Genomic DNA, 8,819 nt, shown 5'->3' on the forward strand with positions numbered 1-8,819 from the left:
CAGCCGGTACCGGTGGCGCAGCACCACGACGACCGCGCCCAGCCCGACCAGCCAGGACAGGATGCCGTACCTGCCCAGGGTGGTCACCACCCGGAGTAGCGCGACCAGTCCCCGATGGCCTGCGACCAGCGAGTTCAGGTCGGTGGCGAGCCCGTGGTCCACCGATTCCAGCGGCGTCCAGCCAGACCAGACGAGCAGGAGCAGCACCGCCAAGAGACTCCCCCCGGTACTGACCGCGATCAGGCCGCCGAGATTCCGCTGGCGCGGCCGGTCATGCTCCATCCGGGCAGCAGAGGTCGACATGGTGGACGTCGGTACCCGAAGCCCAGTCTCCTACACCTTGTCGTATTCGAGGTTTGCCGCATCGGCACATCGGAAACTCCCACCGTCATGTCGTCACTGGCGCGATCCGCCCGCCGTACCGCCGGCCGGGCCCGGCACAGCACCCCTCTGGTGGATCTGACCCGGGGCGGCTTCATCGGGTACGGCCTGCTGCATCTCGCCGTGGCGTGGCTCGCGTTGCAGATCGCGCTGGGCCACACCACAGAGGAGGGCGACCAGTCTGGCGCTTTCCAGATCCTGCTGCGCCAGCCGTTCGGCCGGCCGCTGGTCATCATCGTCGTGGTCGGGCTGGTCGCGATGGCGGTCTGGCAGTTACTGGAAGCGGCCATCGGACACCGGGACGAGCGCGGCACCCACCGCGTGTTTGAGCGGCTGGCATCACTGGCTCGTACCGTCATCTACGGCGCGCTCGCGTGGACCGCGTGGAAGGTGCAATCCGGCGCTCCGACGTCCAGCGCGGCCCAGCAGAAGGTCGCGACCGCGGGCGTGCTCGCGCACCCCTCCGGCCGCACCCTTGTCGCGGTCGCCGGGCTCGCGGTCATCGCCGTCGGCGCCGGCCTGACCGTGTACGGCGCGAGGCGCAGCTTCGAGAAGCGGCTCCGCCTCGCGCAGATGAGCGGCCGTACCCGGCACACCGCGACCCGGCTGGGTCAGGTCGGCTACATCGCCAAGGGGCTCGCGTTTGCCATCGTGGGCATCCTGCTGTTCAGCGCAGCGGTGAAGAACGACCCGGCCCGATCCGCCGGGCTGGACGGTGCGCTGCGCACCCTGGCCGGCCATCCGTTCGGCAAGTTGTTGCTCATCGCCATCGCGGCCGGGTTCGCCGCGTTCGGCGTCTACTGCTTCTTCCAGTCGAAGTACCGAAAGGTATGACCGGCACCCGCAGTGCCGTGGTGATCAACCCGGCCAAGGTGACCGACCTGGACGGGCGGCGCAAGGAGATCTGTGCCGCCCTCGCCGACGCCGGGTGGCCTGAGCCGCTGTGGTTGGAGACCACACCCGAGGACCCCGGCTGCGGCCAGACCCGGCAGGCGCTGGGCGAGGGTGTGGACGTGCTGTTCGTCTGCGGCGGCGACGGTACCGTGATGGCCTGCGCGGGCGAGCTGGCCGGAACCTCGGTCGCGCTGGCGGTGCTGCCCTCGGGTACCGGCAACCTGCTCGCCGCCAACCTCCGCGTACCAAGCGACGTGCTGGACGGGGTCGGGTTGGCTACCCGCGGTCAGCGGCGGCGTATCGATGTCGGCTCGCTGGAGAGCTACTGCTTCACGGTGATGGCCGGAATCGGCTTCGACGCCAGCATGCTCGAGGCCACCTCCGACCGGATGAAGGCCAGGATCGGGCCTTCGGCCTACGTCCTGGCGGCACTGCGCCACCTGCGGGACCGGCCAATGCGGCTGCGGATCCGGCTGGACGGGCATCCGGCCATGCGACGGCGTGCGCGTACCCTGCTGGTCGCGAACGTGGGCCGGCTCGAAGGCGGGGTCGAGTTGCTTCCGGATGCGCTGCCCGACGACGGGCTGTTCGACGTCGCCGTACTCACTCCCCGACACCTGCGGGACTGGCTGGCGCTGGCCTGGGGCGTGTTGCGGCGTCGGCCGGTGGTACCGCGGATGGAGACCTTCCGCGCCCGCCGGGTGGAGGTCATCGCCGACCGCCCGTATCCACGGGAGGTCGACGGTGACGTGATCGAACCAGCCGCCACGCTGAACGCGGTGGTCCGTCCGGCCGCGCTCTGGATCTGCGTGCCGCCGTGAGAGACAGATCCCTGGAGCGCGACGGGCAGATCGAGTCCGACGACCCCGGCGAGAACGGCCCGCAGCGGGGCTACCGGATCACCGAGCACGGCGGGGCCAGATCGACCTCGCAATGAACCGGCTGCCCTTCAGCGATCCGGTCCTTCGAGCCGACGCGATAATCAACCAACCCGGCCTCGATGACGTGGAGCAGCTCGCGGCCGTCCATCTTCGGCATGTGAGGTCGAGGGGGATCGGGTCGGGCCGCCGCGGTAGATCTGCCACCTCGCCGCCGCCACCCGCCGACGCGTCGAGGCCACCCACCGCCGGGCCCGAGCCGCGCTGCGCCGGCTCGACAACACCGGCCGAACCATTAACTCCGAAACCCTCGCAAAAGAGGTCCGAGTTTCGCGGTCCTGGCTCTATTCCCAACCCGAACTACGCACCGAGATCGAACGACTCCGCGACCGGCACCGACCCCACCAACCACACCCGAGCGTTCCTCCACGCCAACGCGCCTCCGACGCCTCCCTACTCCGCCGGCTGGAGGCCGCCACCGACCGCCTTCGAAGGCTGGAGGCCGAGAACCAAACGCGCGCGAGGCACTCGCGCACGCCCTCGGCCAACGTCGCGTCGACGATGTCACCTCCCGCCCCAATAGCCCCGAGTAGTGCAAGACCTGGCAGGCTCCTCATCATGCGACCAATGGACAGCGGTGACGTCGACCAAGCCGTGGCCGAGATCGTTCAGGCACTCGCACCGCATGAGTCCGCGGACTGGCAACGGCCCGCCGGCACCCTGGACTGGAGCTGCTGGGAAACGGCCGCGCATGTCGCGCATGATCTACTCGCATACGCCGGGCAGCTCGCCGCTCGGCCTGACTCCGCCTACCTCCCGTTCGACCTGGTGGTACGCGGCGACGCGTCTCCTCGCGACCTGCTGCAAATAGTCATCGGCGCAGGAAGATTGCTGAGCACTGCGTTGGCCGCATCCGACTCGTCGGTACGAGCCTGGCATTGGGGCCCGACAGACCCGAGCGGCTTCGCGGCGCTGGGCGTGAACGAAACGCTGGTGCATACCTACGACATCACCCAAGGGCTGGGCATCCGCTGGCATCCACCCGAATCTCTCTGCACCGCCGTGCTGACCCGGCTCTTTCCTGATGCTCCAGGCGGGGATCCCTTCCAGGCACTTCTCTGGTCCACCGGACGTGTCGAACTCCCCGGCCGTCCTCGACTGACTTCCTGGGTCTTGAAAGCTGCGGTCGGATAAGTCCTACTGCCAGATACCGTCGCTCACGCTGAATCACCAGCATCCGCTCACCGCGGCGCGACACGCCGAAACAGAAATGTTGATAAGCGGTCTGCGACTGCACATGACCACGACGACAACACCATCCACAACGTAAAACCGCAGCTCACAGCCACGATCACTTCGCCGGCTCAAGATAACCGCAGCCCTCGACCTGTGTCCGCACCTCGCGATCGGCCGGCGTCGCCGTGCCCGCGCGGACCGGCCCGGGGCGGGCATCACACCGCACCTCCGGCAGCGTGTCGAACTGCTCGCAGGTCAGGAACTCGTCGCGGAACCGGCCGTTGAACGACTCACACGTGCCGTTCTGCCACGGCGAGCCTGGGTCGATGTAGGCCGGGTCCGCGCCGGTGAAGCGGCACCAATCGGTCAGGGCGTGCGCGGTCAGCGCGGGGCCGTTATCCATCCGGATGTGCTCCGGACACCTGCCCAGGGTGGTGACCAGGTCGTCGAGTACCGCGATGGTGGCGTCCGCGGTGAACGACCGGGCCGCCCTCGTCGCCAGGGGCTTGGCCGGTGTACCCGTCGATGATGTTCAGGAACCGAACCTGCCGGCCGTTCGCGGTCACATCGACCTGGAAGTCCAACGCCCACATCTGATCCGGCCGCTCTGCCCGCATCCGCTGATGACGCGCCGAGCCGGTGCGGCGTTTCTAACGCACCACGGGTGGCCGTCTCAGACCCTCCTCGATCCACAGCCGATGGGTGCGTTTGCGGTTGACGACCAAGCCCTCCCGGGCGGCGAAAGTCGGGTGACCAGGTTGATATTGACAGCATGGTCTTGAATAACGGTATATGTGGAGTGATGGGCGGGTGCCGGCCGCGCTGCCGGGCGCCTGCAGGGCAAGGCCGTCGAGAGTTGCCGTCCGTTGCGGTGACCGCCATCTGGCGTTCATGCCCATCCCGCCGCACCGGTCGTCCGTTTTTCGTAGCGTCCGTGAACGTGCGCACCACTGGCCTGCCGCAGTCCGCTGTCAGGTTCGAACCGCTGCTGTCCGGTCGGTGTTCGACTGCACGCGAAGACGCGAAAGGGCCCTCCGAATGTCCGAAGAATCCAAACAAACTCGAATCTCTCGCCGCAACGCGCTCGGCCTGTTCGGCGCGACAGTGTCCGGCGCCGCCGCCGGGCCGGTGCTCCTCAGCGCCGGAACCGCCGAGGCGGCTCCGGCGAAGTCGGAGGTCACCGGTCTCACCACCGGCTCGGCCACCACCCCTGTCCAGGGCCTGCACCTGACCTTCGGCGCCGACCCACGCAGCCAGATGGTCGCCTCGTGGGTCACCGACGCGGCCGTCAAGAACCCCCGGGTCGTCTACGGCACGCTGAGTGGCGGCTTCGGCTCCACAGCGCACGCGACGACGAAGACCTACGTTGACGGCGCCTCCGGGCGGACCGTCTGGGTCCATCACGCGCTGATCAGCAAGCTCAAGGCCGACACCGACTACCTGTACGCGGCCCAGCACGACGGCGCCACTCCCGACGCCGGCACCTTCCACACGGCGCCGTCCGGCAGAGCTCCGTTCACCTTCACCAGCTTCGGCGACCAGGGTGCGCCGAGTGTGACGTGGATGACTGGAGCGAACCCGGCCGACGCCTCGGGCCGGGACTTCGAGCCCAACGCCACGCCCGCCGCTGCCGACATCGTCACCGGCGTCGAGAAGGTCGGCCCGCTGTTCCACCTCCTCAACGGTGACCTCTGCTACGCCAACACCGGGCCCGACCGCATCCGCGTCTGGCACGACTTCCTCACCAACAACAGCCGCTCAGCGCGATTCCGTCCGTGGATGCCGTGCGCGGGCAACCATGAGATCGAGCTGGGCAACGGCAAGCTCGGTCTCGACGCGTACCAGACCTACTTCGAGCTGCCCTCGACCGAGACCCAGCCCGAGCTCGACAACCTCTGGTACTCCTTCACGGTCGGCTCGGTGAAGGTGATCTCCCTGCAGAACGACGACATCGCCCTGCAGGAGGGCGGCGACATCTACATCAACGGCTACTCCGGCGGTCGGCAGCTCGCCTGGCTGGAGAAGGAGCTCAAGTCGGCAAGGGCTTCGAAGGACATCGACTGGATCGTCATCTGCATGCACCAGGTGATGATCAGCTCGGCGACCGCCGCGAACGGCCCCGATCTCGCGCTGCGCGCGGCGTACGGCCCGCTGTTCGACAAGTACGGCGTCGACCTGGTGGTCTGTGGCCACGAGCACGACTACGAGCGCTCGTTGGCGGTGCGTGGCGTCGTCCCCGGCAGCGTCACACTCACACCCAACCCGAGCCAGACCGCACTCGACGTGATCGACAGCGCGCACGGCACGACGCACATGGTCCTCGGCGGTGGCGGCGTGTCCGGCATCACCAACAACAGCTTCACCACCGACGACGCTGACGGTCACGGGCATCACTCGGCATTCGTCCAGACGGAGCACGTCGGCAAGTTCAACTCGGTCAAGGAGCAGGAGACGGCGATCTGGATCGGCGTCCGCGACGCGGAGCATCCGTACGGCTTCGCCGAGTTCACCGTCGACCCGGGCCGTCACCCCGGTGACATGACCCGCATCTACGTCACCTACTACAACATCATCACGCCCACAGGTGAGCTGTCGGTCTTCGAGAAGTTCACGCTCCAACGCCGTCGTAGTGACGGCGGCAACGGCCACCACTGACCCAACGCGACCAGCAGCAGTAGTCGTCAACGCCTGGGCCGGGACGACGTCCCGGCCCAAGCGTTGCTGGCCAGGGGTTGTTGACGGCCGCGCTCCTTATTCAGTGGACTTTGTGGATCATCGCCCCGCGCTCGGATCGTCGCGTGAGGTTGCGGCCAGGGCTACAGGACCACGACTGAGACCGACAATCGGATTTCGGTAGCGGCGAATCCGCAGGTCAGGGGGCTCGCCTAGCGGCCGATGGCGGCGGTCTTGAAATGAACACCGCGACGCGGCCTACTCGCTAATCGTGCTCTTTCACCTGGGCTCACCTGCGGAGCTACCGGCAGGCCCGAACAGGTCGGACGGATCAGCGGTCGCAAGACCAACGAGCTGTGCGTGGACCGCGGTGGTAGCCGCATAACCCGGTATGGCCGCGTGACCCAGCACGCCAGATGGATGGCTCGCTAGCCAGGACCCGCAGCTGCCGCGATTTGAGCGAGGTCCTGCGCCTCCACAGTTGGCAGTCGGCTGGCTGTGACCGCGTCAGGCTAGCCGCTGCGCCGCGGTGTGGCGGACCTCGTCGTCCTCGATGGGGTCGTCGCGCAGCTGGATGATCCAGTAGCGGGACTGGTCGGTCAGCGGGGTGTGCTGGGCTGCGAGCAGCCGTACGGTGGGCTCACAGTCGAGCAGGAAGAACGGCAGCACCCGGGTCGTGCGCGTCGCGTCGAGCAGCAGCAAGCTGCGCAGGTGACTGGCCCGCTCGTAGGAGTGCGGAGAGGCGATGAGTAATCCGCGCAGCTGCCGGACGAGTCTGGCGCGAGTGTGAGCGTGCGCGGAGTCCGGCGCGTCGGCGAGTATCCGGGCCAGACCCTCGGTGAGGGTGTCGTGGCCGCACCACCGGTCGGCAAGCCGGTCGAGCGCGGCGAGCAGTACCGGGATGTCCTGGACGTCGCCGTGCTGCGCGAGTAGGTGGGGGGCGTCGAGGAACAACGGGTGGTCGGGATCCGAGGCCCAGGCCCGGGCCAGTGGGACGACCAGCCGGCCTTGCGCGCCCAAGGCCCCGAGCAGCCCTGGCGGCCGGGCCAGTGCCAGCCGTTCTGCGACGTCGAGCAGCTGCGGTACCGGATGGCCCCGGCAGCGGATGTGGCGCAGCACCGCGGCGATGCTGCCGCGGCCGGCACCCGGCGCGAGCAGGTGACCGACGAGTTCGTCGTCGGAGGCCGCAGCCAGGTCGGTGCGGCGGGTTCGCGCTCGCGGGCGGTCGCGGCCGGCGGCGTCGAGCACCGTGTCGAGCCGCCGGTCGCGACCGTACCAGCGCTGCCACGGTTGGCTGTGCGGCCACAGCTGGGGTGCGTGTTCGGCGTCGATGCGCGCGGCGGCGGTCTCCCATAGGTCGTCCCACCAGTCGACGGGCCATTCGTCGCAGAGGCCCTCCAGCGTTTCGATCCAGCGGGTCCCGTCGCGGATGTAGTCGCGCAGTGCCTCCCGAGCCTGTAGGTCGCCGGTGCCGGCCAGCGCCGTCAGGACGCCGGCGGCAAGCTCGAACCGGTTGTCGTCATCGTCGGGGCCCGGCGGTGCAGCGCAGGCGCGAAGCTGGGCTACCACCGGGGCTGGGTCCAGACGCAGGTCGCGCAGCAGCCTGGCCAGATAGGTGTAGCGATCGTCGACCTGCCGGTCCCACCGCGTGTCCCGGCCGATACACGCGTAGACCAGCGACGCGTGTTCGGGCCGATCGCGTAGCCGGGCCGCCGCAGTCCCGTGTCCTCGCTGCAGCCCCCCGTACAAACCGAGGTACGGCGAATAATGCCAATCCATCATCACCGCAAGCATGAAGCCCGACTGGTGCTGCACTCCACCCAATTCTCGCCGAATGACCGAGAAAGCGGACCCTCGCCGTCCACTCAAGACCCAAGATCACGCGCGCGGCTGCGTCGCCGATCGCGCGCCGCTCATGTCCCCCGAAACGCACTCACATGCCGCGACCCGCACCGTTCCACCGAGATTCAGGCTTGTCAGGCCGTCAGGTATCTGCCGCAGCGCGCCATAGGCGAAGCGCTCGGCGGCGAAGCGGCTGGGAGAGTGTGCGCGAGTCCTTCATCTCGCCCACCACGTCGAGTAGGTCTCGGATCGGCCAGCCGGACTCCAACCAACCGAGTGCACATGCTGCCCCCTCGCGGCACGATCCCTCGTCTGTGGTTGACACGACCTGGAAGCACCATCTGGTTGCCTCCGACCGGAGCAACGATTTGCCGAGCAGGCCAGGAGCCGCAGCGTAGGTGGCTCCGCGTGGCGCAGCGACTTGACTGGTCGTTCGTGGTCGCAGAGGACCCGGCTAGACGGGCCTAGTCCAACACTCCGGCCCGTACGGCCACGCCGCCATCGCCACGGCCAGGTCCGCCGTGTCCTCCGGTCGATCCAGACGCAGCAACGCGCAAGCCACGTGGTACGCGGCCAAACCCCGAGCCTCCAGCGAATCCGCCTCCACCGCCGTCGCCGACCGGTCCGCCACCGGCAGCGCGAGTTCACCCACACCGAGCTTGGTCAGCAACTTCGCCGCCACCGCATACGCCGAGGGATAGGCCACCAACGCCTGCCGGGCACCGACCCACGGATCGGAGGTCGTACCCGGGTCGTCCTGAGCCTGTCCGACCGGGCGGTGGAGAGTTTCAGGTCACCAGGCCGTTGCGGTAGGCATACACCACCGCCTGCACCCGGTCGCGCAGATCCAGCTTGGTGAGAATCCGCGACACGTACGTCTTCACCGTCTCCTGGCTGATCACCAGGGTCGCGGCG

At 68.4% G+C, this 8,819-nt stretch carries 9 protein-coding genes and 1 pseudogene; 5 read left to right on the forward strand and 5 right to left on the reverse strand.

Going from position 1 to position 8,819, the window contains the following annotated elements:
- Nucleotides 1-390 precede the first annotated feature (390 nt).
- Together ABEA87_RS37840 and ABEA87_RS37845 are read left to right on the forward strand one after the other, a co-directional pair.
- Nucleotides 391-1,215: a DUF1206 domain-containing protein gene (locus tag ABEA87_RS37840; protein WP_345638081.1), complete on the forward strand. Its 825-nt coding sequence runs from the start codon at nt 391-393 to the stop codon at nt 1,213-1,215.
- The gene (locus ABEA87_RS37845; RefSeq protein ID WP_345638082.1) at nt 1,212-2,096 is read left to right on the forward strand and encodes a diacylglycerol/lipid kinase family protein; all 885 of its coding nucleotides are present in this window, start codon (nt 1,212-1,214) and stop codon (nt 2,094-2,096) included. Before ABEA87_RS37840 ends, ABEA87_RS37845 begins: the two co-directional genes overlap by 4 nt.
- A 70-nt stretch (nt 2,097-2,166) precedes the next feature.
- On the opposite strand, the gene ABEA87_RS37850 is transcribed toward ABEA87_RS37845, so the two are convergent.
- Nucleotides 2,167-2,304: a hypothetical protein gene (locus ABEA87_RS37850; protein WP_345638083.1), complete on the reverse strand. Its 138-nt coding sequence runs from the start codon at nt 2,302-2,304 to the stop codon at nt 2,167-2,169.
- Between the two features lie 47 nt (nt 2,305-2,351).
- On the opposite strand from ABEA87_RS37850, the pseudogene ABEA87_RS42805 reads away from it, so the two are divergent.
- Together ABEA87_RS42805 and ABEA87_RS37855 are read left to right on the forward strand one after the other, a co-directional pair.
- A pseudogene (locus ABEA87_RS42805) lies at nt 2,352-2,657 on the forward strand (DUF6262 family protein); the annotation flags it as partial.
- 123 nt (nt 2,658-2,780) lie between these two features.
- Nucleotides 2,781-3,347 (forward strand): maleylpyruvate isomerase N-terminal domain-containing protein, encoded by a 567-nt coding sequence (locus ABEA87_RS37855; RefSeq protein WP_345638085.1) that lies wholly within the window; start codon nt 2,781-2,783, stop codon nt 3,345-3,347.
- A gap of 157 nt (nt 3,348-3,504) precedes the next feature.
- On the opposite strand, the gene ABEA87_RS37860 is transcribed toward ABEA87_RS37855, so the two are convergent.
- Nucleotides 3,505-3,792 carry an integrase core domain-containing protein gene (locus ABEA87_RS37860; protein WP_425571029.1) on the reverse strand — a complete coding sequence of 96 codons (288 nt, stop codon included), beginning with the start codon at nt 3,790-3,792 and terminating at the stop codon, nt 3,505-3,507.
- 635 nt (nt 3,793-4,427) lie between these two features.
- On the opposite strand from ABEA87_RS37860, the gene ABEA87_RS37865 reads away from it, so the two are divergent.
- Nucleotides 4,428-6,044: a purple acid phosphatase family protein gene (locus tag ABEA87_RS37865; protein ID WP_345638086.1), complete on the forward strand. Its 1,617-nt coding sequence runs from the start codon at nt 4,428-4,430 to the stop codon at nt 6,042-6,044.
- A 525-nt stretch (nt 6,045-6,569) separates the two neighbouring features.
- Here the strand turns inward: ABEA87_RS37865 and ABEA87_RS37870 are convergent.
- The 3 genes from ABEA87_RS37870 to ABEA87_RS37880 form a co-directional block, all read right to left on the reverse strand.
- Nucleotides 6,570-7,844: a hypothetical protein gene (locus ABEA87_RS37870; RefSeq protein ID WP_345638087.1), complete on the reverse strand. Its 1,275-nt coding sequence runs from the start codon at nt 7,842-7,844 to the stop codon at nt 6,570-6,572.
- A 514-nt stretch (nt 7,845-8,358) separates the two neighbouring features.
- Nucleotides 8,359-8,610 carry a hypothetical protein gene (locus ABEA87_RS37875; protein WP_345638088.1) on the reverse strand — a complete coding sequence of 84 codons (252 nt, stop codon included), beginning with the start codon at nt 8,608-8,610 and terminating at the stop codon, nt 8,359-8,361.
- A gap of 82 nt (nt 8,611-8,692) precedes the next feature.
- Nucleotides 8,693-8,819 (reverse strand): response regulator transcription factor (locus tag ABEA87_RS37880; RefSeq protein WP_345638095.1); only part of this gene is annotated, 127 nt, incomplete at its 5' end.

The sequence above is a fragment of the Rugosimonospora acidiphila genome (assembly GCF_039543385.1).
In the GTDB taxonomy this organism is placed as follows: Bacteria; Actinomycetota; Actinomycetes; order Mycobacteriales; family Micromonosporaceae; genus Rugosimonospora; species Rugosimonospora acidiphila.